The organism is Candidatus Methanarcanum hacksteinii (assembly GCF_964305265.1).
GTDB classification, from domain to species: domain Archaea; phylum Thermoplasmatota; class Thermoplasmata; order Methanomassiliicoccales; family Methanomethylophilaceae; genus Methanarcanum; species Methanarcanum hacksteinii.
This window is the reverse complement of sequence record NZ_CAYATA010000003.1, coordinates 155,686-171,368: the sequence shown is the minus strand read 5'-3', so window position 1 is coordinate 171,368 and position 15,683 is coordinate 155,686. Positions and strand designations below refer to the sequence as shown.

Here is a 15,683-nt window from a genome sequence, read left to right as displayed (position 1 = left end):
CACATCATTCTTTTTCAGTGTATTCGTCATCGAAGCAATCTTCCTCACAGCAGCAACTGCATTCGCAATCCCCGTGGTGATTTGAAGATTCGCCGAACAATGCGTCGATGAGAGAAAGGTTCGATGCATAAATGATGAAACTACATTGTCTGCAGTCGCCATCTTCACAGATGTGGCTGTTGATTATGCAGTGTCCATCCTCGCGGTATGCTTCGCTCGCTTTGATTTTAAATTGATCCATTTCCATGTCGAAGGGGATGCGTGTTTATTATAAAAAATGGAATGCCGCACACATGGTGCGGCGTAAAAATTCACCAGTTCGATGCTTTGAGCTCAAAGTATGACTGGGGGTGTTTACAGACGGGACAGACCTCAGGAGCCTCTTCGCCCACGTGAGTGTATCCGCAGTTCCTGCATTTCCATATGGCGACCTTATCTTTCTTGAAAACAAGGCCCTCTTCGATGTTCTTGAGAAGTGCCAGATATCTTTCTTCATGTGTCTTCTCAACAGCACCTACACCTTCGAAAGCGGCAGCGATCTCGTTGAAACCTTCCTCTCTTGCCGTCTTTGCGAACTCGGCATACATCTTCATCCATTCAAAATTCTCCCCATTCGCAGCATCCTTGAGATTCTCTACGGTACATGGTACAGAGCCGTCATGAAGTGCTTTGAACCACATCTTCGCATGTTCTTTCTCGTTCTCTGCCGTCTCCAAGAAGATGGCCGCTATCTGTTCGTAGCCATCTTTCTTGGCTTGTGAGGCATAGTATGTGTATTTGTTCCTGGCTTGACTCTCTCCAGAGAAGGCAGTAAGCAGGTTCTGTTCCGTTTTTGATCCTTTGATCGATGGCATTTTCAATACCTCGACCAAGTCATTGTCGTGCGAATAGATAAGGATTGACGCAAGACCATCCGATTATCAGATGGTCTTGCGAGAAAGTAATTGCAATGGGGAGAGCGGTTCCCGCCCTCCTGATGGTTTCAGTTGAAGTATCTCTCAAGGAGTCCCTTAAAGGCCTTTCCGTGCCTTGCCTCATCCCTTGCCATCTCGTGAACTGCATCGTGGATAGCATCGAGGCCAAGTTCCTTTGCCTTCTTTGCGAGTTCTGTCTTGCCTGCTGTGGCTCCGAACTCTGCATCGACCCTCATCTCGAGGTTCTTCTTTGTGCTGTCTGAGAGGACCTCTCCGAGCATCTCTGCGAATCTTGATGCGTGGTCAGCCTCTTCGAATGCGGCCTGCTTCCAGTACATTCCGATCTCAGGGTATCCCTCGCGGAATGCGACCCTTGACATCGCAAGATACATGCCCACTTCCGTGCATTCGCCCTGGAAGTTTGCTCTGAGTCCATCGATGATCTCTGCAGGTACTCCGTCTGTGATTCCGACCTTGTGCTCTGCTGCCCAGACCCACTGCTCATCCTTGACCTCTTCGAAATGTTCCTTGCTTGCACCGCAAACGGGGCATTTCTCGGGGCAGATGTCGCTCTTTACAATCTCTCCGCAGACTTTGCATCTCCATGTTTTCATAAATATCACCTAGTAGTCTTACGACTCTATCGTTGCTCTATCACAATCTTTGTATAAAAAGTTAACAATGTTAACAGCGATTACGTTCTATCAACGCTTCCTCAAGAATGAGAAGAATCCTTTCTTCTCGACATCCTTGGGGAACTTCTTCCTCAGAAGTTTATCCAACGCTTCCTTCGCTTTCGTGTTGTTCGGATCGAGTTCCAATGCCCTCTCGAGATGTGCTCTTGCCTCTGTGTACTTCTTCAGATCGTTCACGAGGAGTATCGCATAGTTGAGGTGGAATTCAGCCCTGTTCGGATCCAATTCGATCGCCTTGAGGTAGTATTCCTCCGATTTCTTGTTATCCAATAGCTGAAGTCTGCAGAATATCCCGTAGCTGTTCAAGAGATCGGGATCTTCGGGATGTTTCTCAAGAAGGTATTGGAATTGCTCGTTAGCTTGCCTGACTGTCTTCTTGTCGTTCTTGTAGATCGTGAGCAACGCCCTTCTAGCATCCTCATTGTCTGGATCGAGATCGACGATGATATTAAGCTGCATTATCGCATAATTGTGCATCATGGCATTGAATGCAATGTTCGCCAAGAGCATCCTGACCTCTACGTTGTGCGGATCATTGACGAGATATGCTTCCAGTGTTTCAATGGCACCGTTGCTGTTGTTGCTCGATGCTTGATTCTTCGCCTTCTTCATTGCATCCTCTGGTCCGCCGTACATGCTTGGTGAATTGAAAAAGCATATTATAATTTGACGACCCTAATTGATATGAGGAGATGTTTCCATGGCAGATAAGACTGAGATCGATGTTGGAGCACAGACGGAAGAGGTTGAATCTACTACATCCACTGAGAGGAAGAAGAGGCAGTTCGTCTCCCCACATCCTGATGGCGGGTGGCAGGTGAAGATCGAAGGCGGCAAGAAGGCTACGAAGAGATTCGCGACTAAACTCGAAGCAGAGGCATATGCGAAGGAATTGGCGAAGAACCAGGGCACGACCGTCATGCGTCAGAAGAAGGATGGCAAGTTACAGAAGAAACGTTATTGATCCCTCCCATTTTCTTGTATTTTAAGGACAACCTTATATCCTGTCGTGCATAAGGGGGTATCCACTTAGTTACACGGAGGAAGAGAATGGGTGAAGAAAAGGACGTGGAATGTAAGGTCCCTCTCGAGGAATGGGTAGAAGGACAGACATTCCAAACCACGGACGATATCCAAATCCCCGAAATCAAGGCCGATCAGGTCATTGGACAGGAGGAGGCCGTTGATATCGTCAAGAAAGCTGCGTCACAGAAGAGACACGTGATGCTCATCGGTGAGCCCGGTACAGGTAAATCGATGTTAGCGAATGCAATGACGGAATATCTCCCGAAAGGAGAGTTGCAGGACGTCATCGCGTATCATAACCCTGAGGATTTCAACGAGCCCAGGATACGTGTCCTCCCTGCTGGAAGAGGAAAGACGATCGTCAATGAGCAGAAGGCACAGGCTGCGGCTCAGAAGAATCGTAAGAACAACACGACACTTTACATCATCTTCGCCATTCTCGGAATCGCCGTGTTATACTTCATCATGACAAAGGACATGTCGCTCCTTTGGATTGGATTGATGGCTTCATTCCTGATTTTCATGGTGTTCAGGACACCTGGGGGTCAGAGGCAGGAAGTCATCATAGTGCCCAAATTATTGGTCGGTCATGATGCCAATGAGATGCCCCCGTTCGTAGATGCGACAGCTGCCCACGCAGGAGCACTTCTCGGTGATGTCAGACACGATCCGTTCCAATCCGGTGGATTGGAGACACCGTCACACGACAGGCTTGAAGCGGGAGCAATCCACAAGGCGAACAAAGGTGTTCTCTTCATCGATGAGATCAACATGCTCAGGATGGAATCCCAACAGGCATTGCTCACTGCTATGCAGGAGAAGAGGGCATGCATCACAGGACAGTCCGAGAGGTCATCCGGTGCACTCGTGAAGAGTGAACCCGTACCGACGGATTTCGTTCTCGTCTGTGCAGGTAACCTTGATGCGCTTCAGGGAATGCACCCTGCACTCAGGTCCAGGATAAGAGGATACGGTTACGAGGTCTACATGAAGACGACCATGATCGACAGCGATGAGAACCGTAAGAACATCTGCAGGTTCGTCGCGCAGGAGGTCAAGAAGGACGGAAAGATCCCTCCATTCGACAAGTATGCCGTAGGAGAGGTCATCAGAGAGGCACAGCGCCGTTCCGGCAGGAAAGGAGAGCTCACACTCAGGTTCAGGGAACTCGGTGGTCTCGTCCGTGTATCCGGCGATATCGCTACGCAGAAAGGAAAGAAGGTCGTCGGTATCGATGATGTTCTCCTCGCAAGAAGGACAGCAAGGAGTCTTGAGAAGCAGATGGCTGACCGTGTCGTCGAATCACACAAGAAATACGACATGTTCAAGACATCTGGCGATGAGGTCGGTATGATCAACGGCCTTGCGGCACTCAACGCAAGCTCGAACATGGCAGAGTATGCAGGTATCGTACTTCCGATCGTAGCAGAGGTCGCACCTTCACAGAGCAAGAAGGGCGGACATATCGTCGCTACCGGTAAACTCGGCGAGATCGCCAAGGAAGCCGTGGACAACATCTCGGCTGTAGTGAAGAAGTACGCCATCGCGGACATCTCTGATGTGGACATTCACCTTCAGTTCATCGGAACATACGATGGTGTGGAGGGCGACAGTGCATCCATAACGATCACAACTGCGATCATCTCAGCATTGGAGAACATCCCCATCCACCAGAACATCGCTATGACAGGAAGTCTCAATGTCAGAGGTATGGTGCTTCCAATCGGTGGTGCTACTGCCAAATTGGAAGCTGCAGGGGATGCAGGGATAACGAAGGTCCTCATTCCCAAAGAGAATGCGAACGATGTGATGATAGAGTCGAGATACTACGAGAAGATGGAGATCATCCTCGTGGAGACGTTCCGTGATGTCATCGAACACGCATTCGCAGACTGCCCCAGGAAACAGGAGTACATGGAGAAACTCCTTCCACTTCAGAGGAACGGTGTGTCCTCTGCTGTGAAGGTCGTGCCCCCGAAGGTACCCGATGTAGTACACAAGGTTGTAGAGGAGACGCACGAGGAGGTCATCGAGACCACCTCGGACCCCTCTCCTTCGATCACTGTCGATGTCAAGGGAGACACAACTCCATCACCTCAGTGATCACATTCACTAAACCATTTACCAACCATTACTTTTTATCTCAGTTGCATATAGTAAATCGTATGCACAGCATTCACGGTCATGAGAATGATGCATTGATCATCGGTCGCTTCCAACCATTGCACAATGGACATCTAGAGGTGATAAGGAAGGTTTCTGCCGAATGTGACCACGTCATCATCGGTATCGGGAGTGCGCAATCCTCACATACTTCAGAGAATCCGTTCACTGCAGGTGAGAGATATCTGATGATGTCCGAGACGCTCAAGGATGAGGGCATCGATAATGCGATGATCGTTCCTGTCGAGGATTTGAATAGGTATTCCGTGTGGGTTTCTCACGTCGAATCCATATGTCCTCCGTTCTCCATCATCTATTCCAACAATCTAGGTACTAGACGTCTTTTCACGGAGGCGGGATATGAGGTACGTCATGCACCATTGTACAACAGGAGGGATCATTCCGGTACAGAGGTCAGAAGGAGGATGGCCAACGGCGGCGATTGGAGGTCTTTGGTGCCTGAACCCGTTGCAAAGGTCATCGATGCCATCGACGGAGTGGGCAGGATAAGGTCCATGGGTGATTTCGATGGTGGCATCTGATCTACAGGAACTCATGCTTGAGAAAGGATTGACATTGTCCTTGGCAGAATCCTGTACGGGTGGTATGATATCTTCGAGCATAACGGATCGTCCAGGATCCTCTGCATATTTCATCGGTTCAGCGATAACCTATTCCAATCAATCAAAGATCTCCATCCTTGGAGTGAGACCGGAGACGATATCCGAATTCGGAGCTGTCAGCAGGGAGACGTCCGTAGAGATGGCATTGGGTGCATCGAGGATATTCGATACCGACATCTCTGCATCAGTCACCGGTATCGCAGGTCCGGATGGAGGTTCTGTCTCCAAGCCTATCGGAACCGTATGGATGACGGTTACCGACGGTTCAAGATGCATATCATCCGTATTCCACTTCGATGGGAACAGGGACGACATACGCACAAGTTCTACTAATGCTTTGATCGATATGATCATCGATTTCGTGAAGGGTGTGTTATGAGATATTCAAGACAGATACCGATCATAGGAGATGATGGGCAGAAGAGGATAGAACAGGCCCATGTCGCCGTTGCAGGATGCGGAGGATTGGGCTCCAATGTGATAACTCAATTATCCGTTGCAGGCGTAGGTAATTTTACCATTATCGATGGTGATGTCATCGAAGAATCAAATCTTAACAGACAATTCGTTCATTGCGGCAACTCAGGTTCGAAGGCATTGTCAATGAAGGATTGGATACTTCGCAACAATCCTGATGCTAAGGTCAAGGTAATGGATGTATCATTGAATGAAGAAAACGTGAACGAATTCATCTCCTCTGCAGAGATAGTTGTCGATTGCCTAGATAATAATGAAACTAGATCATCATTGAATGATGCCTGTGTGAAAAGGAACATCCCTATGGTCCACGGCGGCATCAACGGGATGTATGGGCAGGTGACGTTCATCAAGCCTGGTATCACGCCATGCCTCTCATGCTTTTTGGGAAAAGGTGACAACGAGAGATCATCCATCGGATCCGCTGTCGCAGTCATCGGATCCATCGAGGCAAATGAGGTGTTGAAATACATAACAGGAGTGGGAGAGGTCCTTACGAACCAACTACTCCTGATCGATCTTCTCTCGAATTCATTCGAGAAGGTCCCGATCAACCGCAGAGAGGATTGTCCTGTATGCGGTCATCTTCACAATGGCCGATAGATATCTTTCGCGTGTTTTGAGATACTATTAATATCGTTCTTCCGATGTGGAATGCATGGAGCACATTAGGACAGGTAAAGTGAAAGAGGTCTATGCTGTGGACGACGATACACTCGAGTTCGTATTCACAGACAACATCTCTGTCTTCGACAAGATAATACCTTCACAGATCCCGCACAAAGGGGAGACACTATGTAGGACTGCGAAGTATTGGTTCACTCTTCTTGAATCCAAAGGGATAAAGAATCATTTCATCGAGTATCTTCCACCTAACAGGATGAGGGTGAAGAGATTCCAGATCATTGAGGACTATGACAAGATAGATCAGACCACAAACGACTATCTGATCCCTCTTGAAGTGATCTGCAGGCATTACGCAGCAGGTTCTTTGATGGATCGTGTCAAGACCGGAAAGATAACAGCGGAACAGCTTGGATTCCCCAAGGATCACGTTGTACAATATGGTGAGAAACTTCCGAAGCCATTCCTTGAGTGTACGACGAAGTTGGAAGCACATGACCGTGAATTGGATGAGAAGGAGGCCAAGGATATCGCAGGTTTGAGCGATTCCGACTATCAGGGAATCCTTGATACGATCTTGAAGGTCGATGAGATCATCGGTGAGGAAGCATCCAAGCGTAAACTCATCCATTGTGATGGTAAGAAGGAATTCGGTTATGATGAGAACCGTAACCTCATGCTCATCGATACATTCGGTACGCTCGATGAGGACCGTTGGTGGGATTCGGATGAGTATGCGAAAGGGAATGTTGTGGAATTGTCGAAGGAATTCGTCAGACAGTACTATCGCGATATCGGATACCACAAGGAATTGATGGAAGCACGTGAGAAGGGCCTTCCTGAACCCGACATCCCTGCATTGCCGCAGGACATCATCGATCGTGTGAGCAAGCTCTATACAGATATGTATGAGAGGATCACGGGCGAGAAGTTCTAAGCAATAAGAACAAATTACAGGCGGATGATGTCGGCCATCGATGGCCGGCCATCCTGCCTAGATCTCTGTATCAAAATCGTCTGGCACAATCGATTCGATATCAATCCAATTCTACCAGAACAAGATTATCGAATTCGGGGCAATCGATCTTACCGATGTTATTCACAACGGTCTTCTTTGCCCCTTTCTTCAATCCTATCGGGTGACAATACTCATAGTTCTTGCATCCGAGTCTTCCGCAATCGATATCGTCATAGGTTATGACGCTCCCTTCGATGGCGTATTTCTTAGGGATCAATGCTTTGGTCGGTACTTTGGCGACTTCGACGACCCTTACCTTCTCACTGATGAGTTCGCAATCGTGCTCAGTGTCCCTGAGCTTTACTATCTCGTATTTGTGTCCAGGTTCGAGATTGAAACATACTCCCTTTAATCTGCAGTCCCTGCATTCGGTAAGGGGGCCGATGTAGTAGAATCTGTTCCCAATCTGTGCTTGTTCCTTTCCTACCAACGTGATCAATACCATCGTCTTAACCTTCAGATTACCATTGTGGTCTTGGCGACCACTTCAGCCACTTCACGATCGAGTCCATTATCTCCAAGGATGGTGAATCTGTCCTTCCTTATGTTGGGCGCTTCTACGAGTGCATCGATAATATCCTCATCCTTCAGTCCGAGATCCTTCGCACAGGTGGGTGCTCCGATATCCTTCAATGCATCCCTTATCCTCATCCAATCGCCTCCGTGCAGGTACATCATCATTATTGAACCTACACCGCACTGTTCGCCATGCATCGCACGTCCGGGATGGAGTATGTCCAACGCATGGGAGAACATGTGTTCCGCACCGCTAGTAGGCCTTGAACTGCCTGCAACGGCCATCGATACACCAGATATGATAATCGGATTCAATGCTATATGTACACTTTCCTCGAGTCCGGGTTTTATGAGCTTCGAATTATCGATTATAGTGTTGGCGGACATCTCCGATAATGCATACGCCGTTTTGCTGAACGGTTCGTTCTTGATCCTCCTTGCGAAATCCCAATCCTTCAATGCGGTGATATTGGATATGACGTCCGCACATCCTGATACGAGGTATCTGTATGGGGATTTGTAAATGATGGCAGAATCTGCAAGTATCCCCATGGGAACGACCGCATCAACGGATTTAGGTCCCATGTCCGATTTCAGAGATGCTCTTCCGGATGCTATGCCGTCATGAGCTACGGATGTAGGTACGCTGATGAAAGGTATCCTCATCTGTTTCGCTACCATCTTGGCAATATCTATCTTGCTGCCACCTCCGACAGCGAGGATGAATTTGGATTTCGTTTCTTTCCCTGCAGACACAACATCCTCGACATTCGCTAATGTCGCATTGCCTGTAAGTTGGACATGCATGTCGTAGCCTGAATCCTCCATGTATTCCTTGACGGTCCTTCCGGCTGCTTTGTACGTATTGTCTCCTGTGATGATCATCCCATCCTTGGCGAATCCGAACTGTTCGCACATGTTAGGGATCTCTGGAAGAGTATCATGTCCAACGATTACATTCCTCGGGAATGTCATCGCTCTGAATTCTGAAAAACCTGTATCTTCGATCATAAGACAGCACGTCCGAAATATGGTCAATTATGGTAGCCAAGTATTAAAACTGTTCACAACAATCCATCGTCCGATGAAAGCTGCCATCATTATCGGAAGTGCAAGGGAGGACGGTAATACTGAGGCACAATGTCGTGCGGTGATGGACGCCCTCGAAGAGAATGGTATAGAGGTAGATGTCATAAGGCCTGCCAAGATGGACATACACCACTGCACAGGGTGCAACAGGTGTATCGATACCGATTCTTGTTACATGCAGGATGATATGCAGGTGATCTATGATGCGTTCGATGGTTCGGATGTCTTTATATTGGCAACACCGGTCTATTTCTCCGGACCATCATCGATATTGAAACAGGTCATCGATAGGTTCCAATGCAGATGGGAATCTGTGGATGAGCCCTATTCAGACAAATATGTCGCTCTTCTCTGCAATGGAGGTTCTAGGAATCCGAGATTCGAGAATGTCATCTCCATCGTAAGGGCATTCGCATTCGGCACAAGGTGTGTCTGGGCTGGCGAGACGCTTGTTGAAGGGACCGATAACGACGAATCGAAATGTTTCAAAGATTCGTACAAGTTCGGAGTCCATCTTGCGGAGATGCTCAAGGATCTGGAGTGATCAGATAGAGATCATCCGGCATGTTCAGATATTCGAAGACACTGCTGTGGAATCTTTCCGAATAGGGGATGATCCTGCCATAGGAGGATATCCTCTTCCAATCGTCGAATGATAATGAGCCGTCGGTATCTATGACAGCGATGTCCGTGTACCCTATCTCACGCAGATAGTCCACTATCTCTTTCACGGAGCTGGTGCCATCGATACATTGGGCTATCCCTTCTGACACGAATATGGTCGGTATGGCGGAATCAGAGACTGATAATATATCATGCAGGTTGTCCTCGGATTCCACTTTGTGATAAGGCATCAATATCTTATCCGCATCTGAATTGAATGCATCAAAAAGATCGTCCGTATTGCGAACGCAAGTCATCAGCCATGTGGTCACACCCCGCATCTTTGAACGTTTGAGGATGGTCGGATTGATGGTGTCGTTCTGCAATCCCTTCACATCCATCACCAATATGGGAGAACCGTACGGTACACTTGGGATTAGGCGCTGTTTCGTAAGGATGGTCCCTTTCTGTTTGATCTCACATCCATCGAATTGGATCTCAGCGAACAGGACGATCTCATCCGTATCTGATGTCAAAGGTATCATCGGGACATGCATCGGATCACATCTCTGCCTGGAATTCCAAACTCTCCAAGTAATCATTCACCTTCTCAGATGTTGTCGCGGTGTCAGGCGTGAGTCCGCAGAGTATCGTCCCTGAGAGATCGTTGACACCCATTGATTTTATGGTGTTCGTAAGTCTCGAGAGGATCCCGCCATACGTCATGTATCCGTCCGGTGCGCCACATGTGAGGAGTATGGATGCCTTCTTCACATTGCCGAAATTGACGAATCTCTGTCCATCCTTGTTGATGACCATGGCATACATCCTATCAACGAATGTCTTCATCTGACCGGTCTCTGCACCGAAGTATATCGGTGAGCACAGGATGAGCATGTCCGACCCTCTGATCTTATCATAAAGTACTGTCATGTCATCATTCTGAGCACACTTGCCTGTCTTTTTACAGGACATGCATGCCTGACATCCCCTGATATTCAGATCATTGATGTTGACGGCCTCAGCATCATAATCGTATCCTTTCATACGTTCGGCGATCATCTGTCCGATCTTGGCATCGACGCCATCTTTTCTCGGACTTCCATTGATGATAAGGAGTCTGCTCATATTCCATCGAATATCATTCAACGATTTATCAACTACTAATAAATATCAGGATTCCAATGTATTAACGGTGTTTATAAGATGGAGCAGAAGAGATACTACGTCTGTCCCGTTTGCGGGAATATCATCGAATCTGAATACGCAACGAAGGCACAGGTCATGTGCTGTGGACAACCCATGAAATTGCTTGAAGCAAAGATAGCTGATTTCGCTACGGAGAAGCACGTCCCTTATGTGGAGAAAGTCGACGGCGGAGTCATCGTCAAGGTCGGAAAAGAGACGGCACATCCTATGGAGCCCGACCATTACATCGTCTTCATTGAGATACTCGCAGACGGCGTATATATGAAGAAGTATCTCAACCCGGGTGATAAGCCTGAAGCATTCTTCAAGACGGATGCGAAGGATATCGTCGCGTGGGAGATGTGCAACAAGCATTACCTGTGGAAATCATGAACAGTGATCCTGATGTTGGAATTGGAACTCAGATTGAGATATGAGGATGAGAGGACTGCGGAATCCGTATTGAGGGCCGTGGAGCCTGATAATGGAGGATATGTCGAATCCGAATTGAATGGAAAGGAGATAATATTCAAAATGAAAGCGAAGGATGCCGGCAGTATGAGGAATACTGCCGACGACCTTCTCGTTTGTATCAAGATCGCTGAGGAAGCATCAGGAATCGTCGCTTCCGCTACGGACTTTGATGGCGATGCCTTTCTTGAATGACTTCAACTCATCGAAGGTAAGGATCGCACGTCCCGTAGCGAGGAAGTTGTCATCCTTATCGACGATGATTATCTCTTCCATCGGTCTGATCTCGGGATCCATGTCTGTTACGAATTGACAGAACATGTTCCTTCCGTTGGATACGAAGGGAACCGCATCATCCATGGAGATGCATCTCATCTTCGGTGAAGGCAATATCTTGAGAAGTCTCTGCGCACCTTCGGGCCTCAGAGTATAGAGTCCATCGGGAGCTCTGAGGGAAAGGACGTGTTCTCCGTCGGATATAATATTCCTTATCTTCCCGGTCTTCCTGCTCTTGATGAGTTCGATCTCTCCCTTGAACAATGCATCCGCAGATTCTTTTCCGAATTGATACGCAGCTGTTGCTTTCGCTCTCAACAGGTCTGCATCGTACTCGATCTCTCCGGGCTCAATGTCCTTCTGTTCCCTGACATCGATGAATCCCATCTTCTTGATGAATTCATCCATCATCCTCTCGACATCCTCTTCAGTCTCTCTATCCCATATCTCTGGGAACAAGGATTGTGCAAGAGGATATACCTCATCGAGATCGGCGGGAACTGGGCCGAAGGGAGATCTTACGATCGGAGTGTATCCTGCCGTCCTCACTCTATTGAAATCGGAAACATAATGTCTGCTGTATGGTTTCGGTGAATCCTCGAAAATCGCTGCCTTGTTCGTAGGAGGGACATAATTCTCGAGGAGTTTCCTGTAGTATCTGAGGAATATCGGCCTCGATCTCGATTCCGATCCTGTGTAGAACAATGCCGCATCACGGCTGATGGGCTCTGTCCTCTCAAGGAATGCCTGATGTTCCTTAAGTCTTCTCAATCCGTTGAGCAATTCGGGGTGTGCCCTGCATCTCATCTCAGCAAGGTCCCAAAGCCTTCCTTCCTTGAGGTATCTCTTCACCAATGCGAGTTCACTCGTTATCTGGTAGAGGTTGTGACGTGCGATGAGCCTCTCTCTGTTGGATTTCTCCATCTTCTTGATCTCTTCCAGAGTGTGTCCTCTGCATGCAGGACAGTTACAATCAAGGGATTGCATATCAGCGATACGATATGTTCCGTCGATGAACATGAATCTGTCATCCCTTGCGAATTTCGCATATGATGCGGAATCGAAGAGATCGCAACCGAGCAGTGTTGCGAATGCGAGGATCATCGGATGTCCTGCGCCGAATAGATGCACTGGGCGGTTGGGGTTCAATCCTTTCTTGGAAGAGATGATGACGTCGACGAGTTCAGTGTATCTGTACTGCTCCATCAGGGGAACGACTCCGCCGATAGGATGAACATCGATATCCATATCCGCCATCTTCCTTGCACAATCCTCTCTCAGGTCTTGGTAGACCGATCCCTGTACGACACCATTGATCATCATATCTCCTTTGATGCCGCATGCGTGCTGTGTCCTCTTGAGAGTCTCCGTGATCGAATCAGCGGTCTCCTCTTTGGGCCAGAACGGTTCTGTGAATATGTCGAGGACGGTACCGATATCGGTGCCGATACTTTTCTGGAATTCGACCATCTCATCGTTGGTGACCTCAACTTCGCCGTACATATGACTCTGGAATGTTCCCGAGTCCGTCATGATCACTCCGGGGAAATCTAGCATCTTGTGAAGACCTTCAGCTTGTGCCTTCTCCTTGAGGGCAGGGTTGTTCTTTATGATGTATGAATTTGTGATGAGTGCCCTGAATCCGAACTCCTCATAGAGTTCCTTGGGCGTGACTGTGAATATCTTCGGGTTCACTACAGGTAATAGCGCCGGTGTTTCGAGGACTATGCCTGACTTGGTTTCGAATTTACCTAATCTGGCGAGTCCGTCCCTTTTGGTTATTTCGAACATTAAGGAACAGTAAACAAACCCTATATTAAATAAGGACGGTGGCCATTTTATTGCAAAAGTATTGTGCCAGATAATAAGTTTGATGATATGAGGGTATACCTCATATCACATTATTCTGTCAGCTTCCATGTCAGCATACATCTTGGCTATGGCGTTCTTCATCAACACATCGGAAATATCCTCGATGTGTTCATCGTTCCAATCGAGCTCGGAACGTCCGATATTTGTTATCGGTTTCGAAGGGGAATTGCATTCACAGCTATCCTCATCAGGTTCAAGCATCACGAGTTGAAGACCATCGAGGATCTGATTGACGGTCTTTCCATTGATCAGGACCGTATTCCTATCCAAATCATCTTTCTTGATCATCTTGAAACCGACAGAGATGTCAGCCATCTGCATCTCGAGGACAAGGCTTCTGATGTAGTTCTCCATCTCTTTGACGGATTTACGCCTGATATCCAAATCCGACGGCGGTTCAGCAGAATACCTATATTCGATATCTAGCATTGCCATGTTGAGGATTATTGTGTAATCGATTGAAATAACTATGTTTTAAAAAATGGAATGGGTGAGCCCTTCCGAAGGGCTCAGAATTCATTCCTCATTCTCGGATTCGATCTTGAAATTCTCTCTTTCTTCCTTGCCTTTGACCTTTATGTCGTCTATGAGCCTTTCATATTCCTCGATATCGACTTTGGATTGATCGATCTTCGCAATGGCCTCATCGATCTTGGTCTGAGCATCGGGATCGGTGCCTTTGACAAAGGCATAGTAGAGTTCTCCGATCAATTTGAGATTCTTCTCGATCTTGGATTTCTCATCGTTTATCTTACTCTTGGTCTTGGAAACATCAACGCCCTCTCCGAGTTTGCTGTCGACGTTCTTTGCGACAAGCTTGGTCTTATTGATGGCTTTGTCAAGAAAACTCATGTTATCGAACCTTGATGTGTATCGGAGTAATTCAAACTTATCTTATCTCAATAGGCCATAACTCAATGACATCGTACCTGGACAGGATTTTATACAACATTCCTGATTGATGTGTATGGCTTTATTTCTCAGATCGAAGACTGATGAAGAATACAAGATGGTCATCGTCATGAGATCCGATCTCAAGATGTCGAAAGGTAAACTGGCGGCTCAAGCTGCTCATGCGGCTGTGAACTGTGCCTTCGCTGCCAAGAAGAAGGACCCCAGAGGTTTCGATAAATGGTATTCCGAAGGTCAGAAGAAAGTCGTATTGAAGGTGGATTCCTTGGAGAGGCTGTATGAGATCAAAGCCATCGTCGATGCCAATTCTATCAACAACTCATTAATCACGGATGCTGGAAGGACGGAGATCGCCCCTGGTTCGGTCACATGTATCGGTATAGGGCCTAGCACGGATGCGATCCTCGACAAGATAACCGGCGAGTTATCCATGCTTTGATCATCATCAGACGATGTCGAGGTATGTGTTGACGAATTGTGAGATGAGCATCTTCCTTCTATCTTCCACCGTCGGCCTATCGGTAGGAGGGCATGTTATCAGGTCCTCGGTAGCATAATATGCGCATTTCAGTGCGAACGATGAACCTTCGCGTCTATCATCCATCGATTTGGATCTCTTGATCAATTCGGATTCGTCCATGCATCCTGATGCTACTGTCAATTCGCCAAGGAGCTCTATGTACTGTGTCCTGTATTCGTCCGCAACCTTCCAAAGGATCGTCTTGACCTCAATCGGTTCGTTCAATACCTTGGATATCGAACAAATGTCGGACATCGTATTCATCAATGCTTCGCATTTGTTCTGAAGATCGGGACAATAGTCAGTGTTGATCAGTGAACAGTATGAGATCCTATTGACCCCAAGTGTGTAGTTGATGAGTGATTCCGAATCCCTGAATGAGGTGGATCTCTCTGATATCACTCTTATTATGTCCATCGGTAGGTCTATATCCTTGGCCTTCAGCATGTGCTTTGACAATTCCTCGAGACCTTCTGTAGAGAATCCGTTTAGTCCGCCTTCGATACATTCGAAATAGAAATCTGTGAGTTCAGAAACGATCTTGTCGCAATCCTCTATCGGAAGTTCAGCTATCTCGAAGGCCTTGTTCCAATTCATGATTGCGCCTGCGACATCGCATTTGTACAACGTCTCAAGGCCGGACTCGAATAGTTTCTTTGAATCATCAGACATGGTCGCGGTGATTTGTTACAGTGA

Annotated in this window: 22 protein-coding genes; 10 read left to right on the top strand and 12 right to left on the bottom strand. The window is 47.5% G+C overall.

What is annotated here, in order from left to right:
* Positions 1 to 4 precede the first annotated feature (4 nt).
* The 4 genes from ACI2NF_RS05615 to ACI2NF_RS05600 all read right to left on the bottom strand — a co-directional run bounded on the left by ACI2NF_RS05615 (position 5) and on the right by ACI2NF_RS05600 (position 2,245).
* Positions 5 to 241: a hypothetical protein gene (locus ACI2NF_RS05615; RefSeq protein WP_400148867.1), complete on the bottom strand. Its 237-nt coding sequence runs from the start codon at positions 239 to 241 to the stop codon at positions 5 to 7.
* A 70-nt stretch (positions 242 to 311) separates the two neighbouring features.
* On the bottom strand, positions 312 to 854 hold the full coding sequence (rbr, locus tag ACI2NF_RS05610; RefSeq protein WP_400148869.1) for a rubrerythrin: 543 nt from the start codon (positions 852 to 854) through the stop codon (positions 312 to 314).
* Between the two features lie 128 nt (positions 855 to 982).
* A complete protein-coding gene (locus ACI2NF_RS05605) occupies positions 983 to 1,528 on the bottom strand; it encodes an NADH peroxidase (protein ID WP_400146395.1) in 546 nt (181 codons plus the stop codon).
* Between the two features lie 90 nt (positions 1,529 to 1,618).
* Entirely contained in the window at positions 1,619 to 2,245 is a 627-nt protein-coding gene (locus tag ACI2NF_RS05600) for a tetratricopeptide repeat protein (RefSeq protein ID WP_400148871.1), read from the bottom strand.
* Between the two features lie 64 nt (positions 2,246 to 2,309).
* On the opposite strand from ACI2NF_RS05600, the gene ACI2NF_RS05595 reads away from it, so the two are divergent.
* From ACI2NF_RS05595 to purC, 6 genes are all read left to right on the top strand, one after another.
* Positions 2,310 to 2,573, top strand: coding sequence for a DUF2188 domain-containing protein (locus tag ACI2NF_RS05595; RefSeq protein ID WP_400146399.1), 264 nt, complete (start codon positions 2,310 to 2,312; stop codon positions 2,571 to 2,573).
* An 86-nt stretch (positions 2,574 to 2,659) separates the two neighbouring features.
* The gene (gene lonB / locus ACI2NF_RS05590; protein ID WP_400196831.1) at positions 2,660 to 4,738 is read left to right on the top strand and encodes an ATP-dependent protease LonB; all 2,079 of its coding nucleotides are present in this window, start codon (positions 2,660 to 2,662) and stop codon (positions 4,736 to 4,738) included.
* Positions 4,739 to 4,800: 62 nt separating this feature from the next.
* Positions 4,801 to 5,340 carry a nicotinamide-nucleotide adenylyltransferase gene (locus ACI2NF_RS05585; protein ID WP_177971980.1) on the top strand — a complete coding sequence of 180 codons (540 nt, stop codon included), beginning with the start codon at positions 4,801 to 4,803 and terminating at the stop codon, positions 5,338 to 5,340.
* Positions 5,327 to 5,800 (top strand): CinA family protein, encoded by a 474-nt coding sequence (locus ACI2NF_RS05580; protein WP_400149930.1) that lies wholly within the window; start codon positions 5,327 to 5,329, stop codon positions 5,798 to 5,800. The genes ACI2NF_RS05585 and ACI2NF_RS05580 overlap by 14 nt, the downstream gene beginning before the upstream one ends.
* Positions 5,797 to 6,501 (top strand): HesA/MoeB/ThiF family protein, encoded by a 705-nt coding sequence (locus ACI2NF_RS05575; RefSeq protein ID WP_400149932.1) that lies wholly within the window; start codon positions 5,797 to 5,799, stop codon positions 6,499 to 6,501. Before ACI2NF_RS05580 ends, ACI2NF_RS05575 begins: the two co-directional genes overlap by 4 nt.
* A 55-nt stretch (positions 6,502 to 6,556) precedes the next feature.
* A complete protein-coding gene (gene purC / locus ACI2NF_RS05570; protein WP_400153343.1) occupies positions 6,557 to 7,459 on the top strand; it encodes a phosphoribosylaminoimidazolesuccinocarboxamide synthase in 903 nt (300 codons plus the stop codon).
* A 100-nt stretch (positions 7,460 to 7,559) separates the two neighbouring features.
* Here purC and ACI2NF_RS05565 read toward each other — a convergent pair whose 3' ends face one another.
* Together ACI2NF_RS05565 and ACI2NF_RS05560 are read right to left on the bottom strand one after the other, a co-directional pair.
* Positions 7,560 to 7,985, bottom strand: a complete 426-nt coding sequence (locus tag ACI2NF_RS05565; RefSeq protein WP_400149936.1) for a UPF0179 family protein — start codon at positions 7,983 to 7,985, stop codon at positions 7,560 to 7,562.
* Between the two features lie 11 nt (positions 7,986 to 7,996).
* Positions 7,997 to 9,067 (bottom strand): NAD(P)-dependent glycerol-1-phosphate dehydrogenase, encoded by a 1,071-nt coding sequence (locus ACI2NF_RS05560; protein WP_400146411.1) that lies wholly within the window; start codon positions 9,065 to 9,067, stop codon positions 7,997 to 7,999.
* 73 nt (positions 9,068 to 9,140) lie between these two features.
* Between ACI2NF_RS05560 and ACI2NF_RS05555 the strand changes: the two genes are divergently transcribed.
* Positions 9,141 to 9,689, top strand: coding sequence for a flavodoxin family protein (locus tag ACI2NF_RS05555; RefSeq protein ID WP_177971974.1), 549 nt, complete (start codon positions 9,141 to 9,143; stop codon positions 9,687 to 9,689).
* Here the strand turns inward: ACI2NF_RS05555 and ACI2NF_RS05550 are convergent.
* Both ACI2NF_RS05550 and ACI2NF_RS05545 read right to left on the bottom strand, forming a co-directional pair.
* Positions 9,673 to 10,305, bottom strand: a complete 633-nt coding sequence (locus ACI2NF_RS05550) for a hypothetical protein (protein WP_400146413.1) — start codon at positions 10,303 to 10,305, stop codon at positions 9,673 to 9,675. The two genes, ACI2NF_RS05555 and ACI2NF_RS05550, sit on opposite strands and share 17 nt — an antisense overlap.
* A 4-nt stretch (positions 10,306 to 10,309) precedes the next feature.
* On the bottom strand, positions 10,310 to 10,876 hold the full coding sequence (locus ACI2NF_RS05545) for a flavodoxin family protein (protein ID WP_177971972.1): 567 nt from the start codon (positions 10,874 to 10,876) through the stop codon (positions 10,310 to 10,312).
* 78 nt (positions 10,877 to 10,954) lie between these two features.
* On the opposite strand from ACI2NF_RS05545, the gene ACI2NF_RS05540 reads away from it, so the two are divergent.
* The gene (locus ACI2NF_RS05540) at positions 10,955 to 11,329 is read left to right on the top strand and encodes a desulfoferrodoxin family protein (protein WP_400211204.1); all 375 of its coding nucleotides are present in this window, start codon (positions 10,955 to 10,957) and stop codon (positions 11,327 to 11,329) included.
* 12 nt (positions 11,330 to 11,341) lie between these two features.
* Entirely contained in the window at positions 11,342 to 11,602 is a 261-nt protein-coding gene (locus tag ACI2NF_RS05535) for a KEOPS complex subunit Pcc1 (RefSeq protein WP_400146417.1), read from the top strand.
* Here the strand turns inward: ACI2NF_RS05535 and tgtA are convergent.
* The 3 genes from tgtA to ACI2NF_RS05520 form a co-directional block, all read right to left on the bottom strand.
* Entirely contained in the window at positions 11,549 to 13,474 is a 1,926-nt protein-coding gene (gene tgtA / locus ACI2NF_RS05530; RefSeq protein WP_400211202.1) for a tRNA guanosine(15) transglycosylase TgtA, read from the bottom strand. The genes ACI2NF_RS05535 and tgtA overlap by 54 nt on opposite strands.
* A 105-nt stretch (positions 13,475 to 13,579) precedes the next feature.
* A complete protein-coding gene (locus ACI2NF_RS05525; protein ID WP_400211201.1) occupies positions 13,580 to 13,990 on the bottom strand; it encodes a hypothetical protein in 411 nt (136 codons plus the stop codon).
* 81 nt (positions 13,991 to 14,071) lie between these two features.
* Positions 14,072 to 14,407 (bottom strand): hypothetical protein, encoded by a 336-nt coding sequence (locus tag ACI2NF_RS05520; protein WP_400146423.1) that lies wholly within the window; start codon positions 14,405 to 14,407, stop codon positions 14,072 to 14,074.
* A 115-nt stretch (positions 14,408 to 14,522) separates the two neighbouring features.
* Here ACI2NF_RS05520 and pth2 point away from each other — a divergent pair, with 115 nt between their 5' ends.
* Positions 14,523 to 14,906: a peptidyl-tRNA hydrolase Pth2 gene (gene pth2 / locus ACI2NF_RS05515; protein ID WP_400146425.1), complete on the top strand. Its 384-nt coding sequence runs from the start codon at positions 14,523 to 14,525 to the stop codon at positions 14,904 to 14,906.
* 6 nt (positions 14,907 to 14,912) lie between these two features.
* On the opposite strand, the gene ACI2NF_RS05510 is transcribed toward pth2, so the two are convergent.
* The gene (locus ACI2NF_RS05510) at positions 14,913 to 15,659 is read right to left on the bottom strand and encodes a hypothetical protein (RefSeq protein WP_400146427.1); all 747 of its coding nucleotides are present in this window, start codon (positions 15,657 to 15,659) and stop codon (positions 14,913 to 14,915) included.
* Positions 15,660 to 15,683 lie beyond the last annotated feature (24 nt).

Coding starts and splice junctions, on each gene's coding strand:
- lonB (WP_400196831.1), top strand. CDS start 2,660: ATGGGTGAAGAAAAGGACGTGGAATGTAAGGTCCCTCTCGAGGAATGG.
- ACI2NF_RS05565 (WP_400149936.1), bottom strand. CDS start 7,985: ATGGTATTGATCACGTTGGTAGGAAAGGAACAAGCACAGATTGGGAAC.
- ACI2NF_RS05595 (WP_400146399.1), top strand. CDS start 2,310: ATGGCAGATAAGACTGAGATCGATGTTGGAGCACAGACGGAAGAGGTT.
- ACI2NF_RS05525 (WP_400211201.1), bottom strand. CDS start 13,990: ATGGCAATGCTAGATATCGAATATAGGTATTCTGCTGAACCGCCGTCG.
- pth2 (WP_400146425.1), top strand. CDS start 14,523: ATGGCTTTATTTCTCAGATCGAAGACTGATGAAGAATACAAGATGGTC.
- ACI2NF_RS05535 (WP_400146417.1), top strand. CDS start 11,342: ATGTTGGAATTGGAACTCAGATTGAGATATGAGGATGAGAGGACTGCG.
- ACI2NF_RS05550 (WP_400146413.1), bottom strand. CDS start 10,305: ATGCATGTCCCGATGATACCTTTGACATCAGATACGGATGAGATCGTC.
- rbr (WP_400148869.1), bottom strand. CDS start 854: ATGCCATCGATCAAAGGATCAAAAACGGAACAGAACCTGCTTACTGCC.
- ACI2NF_RS05510 (WP_400146427.1), bottom strand. CDS start 15,659: ATGTCTGATGATTCAAAGAAACTATTCGAGTCCGGCCTTGAGACGTTG.
- ACI2NF_RS05580 (WP_400149930.1), top strand. CDS start 5,327: ATGGTGGCATCTGATCTACAGGAACTCATGCTTGAGAAAGGATTGACA.
- ACI2NF_RS05560 (WP_400146411.1), bottom strand. CDS start 9,067: ATGATCGAAGATACAGGTTTTTCAGAATTCAGAGCGATGACATTCCCG.
- ACI2NF_RS05605 (WP_400146395.1), bottom strand. CDS start 1,528: ATGAAAACATGGAGATGCAAAGTCTGCGGAGAGATTGTAAAGAGCGAC.
- ACI2NF_RS05615 (WP_400148867.1), bottom strand. CDS start 241: ATGGATCAATTTAAAATCAAAGCGAGCGAAGCATACCGCGAGGATGGA.
- tgtA (WP_400211202.1), bottom strand. CDS start 13,474: ATGTTCGAAATAACCAAAAGGGACGGACTCGCCAGATTAGGTAAATTC.
- ACI2NF_RS05585 (WP_177971980.1), top strand. CDS start 4,801: ATGCACAGCATTCACGGTCATGAGAATGATGCATTGATCATCGGTCGC.
- ACI2NF_RS05520 (WP_400146423.1), bottom strand. CDS start 14,407: ATGAGTTTTCTTGACAAAGCCATCAATAAGACCAAGCTTGTCGCAAAG.
- ACI2NF_RS05545 (WP_177971972.1), bottom strand. CDS start 10,876: ATGAGCAGACTCCTTATCATCAATGGAAGTCCGAGAAAAGATGGCGTC.
- purC (WP_400153343.1), top strand. CDS start 6,557: ATGGAGCACATTAGGACAGGTAAAGTGAAAGAGGTCTATGCTGTGGAC.
- ACI2NF_RS05600 (WP_400148871.1), bottom strand. CDS start 2,245: ATGTACGGCGGACCAGAGGATGCAATGAAGAAGGCGAAGAATCAAGCA.
- ACI2NF_RS05540 (WP_400211204.1), top strand. CDS start 10,955: ATGGAGCAGAAGAGATACTACGTCTGTCCCGTTTGCGGGAATATCATC.
- ACI2NF_RS05575 (WP_400149932.1), top strand. CDS start 5,797: ATGAGATATTCAAGACAGATACCGATCATAGGAGATGATGGGCAGAAG.
- ACI2NF_RS05555 (WP_177971974.1), top strand. CDS start 9,141: ATGAAAGCTGCCATCATTATCGGAAGTGCAAGGGAGGACGGTAATACT.